At 61.1% G+C, this 252-nt stretch carries 1 protein-coding gene; it reads right to left on the bottom strand.

Annotation, left to right across the window (positions count from 1 at the left end):
• Nucleotides 1–252, bottom strand: a 252-nt coding sequence (locus SB756_RS33000; RefSeq protein WP_410913626.1) for a glutathionylspermidine synthase family protein, incomplete at both ends; no start/stop codon positions are given.

Raw genomic sequence — 252 nt, 5'->3', positions numbered from 1 at the left:
CGATGAACTGCGTGTCACAACCTGGGATGGCCTTGCCGAAGGCTTCGTGGAAGATGTGCTCCCAGGCGTGCAGCTTGAACAAGCGCTGAATCGGCTGCCCCTCCAGGTCAACGAAACGCCCCTCGCCATTCAGGCCGATGTCCTCCAGGTCGATATGCCGGGTGGGAATACCGGCGTGCGCGGCCATCTTGCGCAAAAAGTCCGGTGTGCCACGGTCCTCTACCGAGCCCGAGATGGTCGAGAAGTAGAACG

It is taken from the genome of Pseudomonas sp. SIMBA_068 (assembly GCF_046534705.1).
Lineage (GTDB): Bacteria > Pseudomonadota > Gammaproteobacteria > Pseudomonadales > Pseudomonadaceae > Aquipseudomonas > Aquipseudomonas putida.
Note: the sequence above shows the minus strand (reverse complement) of the source record. Positions and strands in the feature narration are given on the sequence as shown.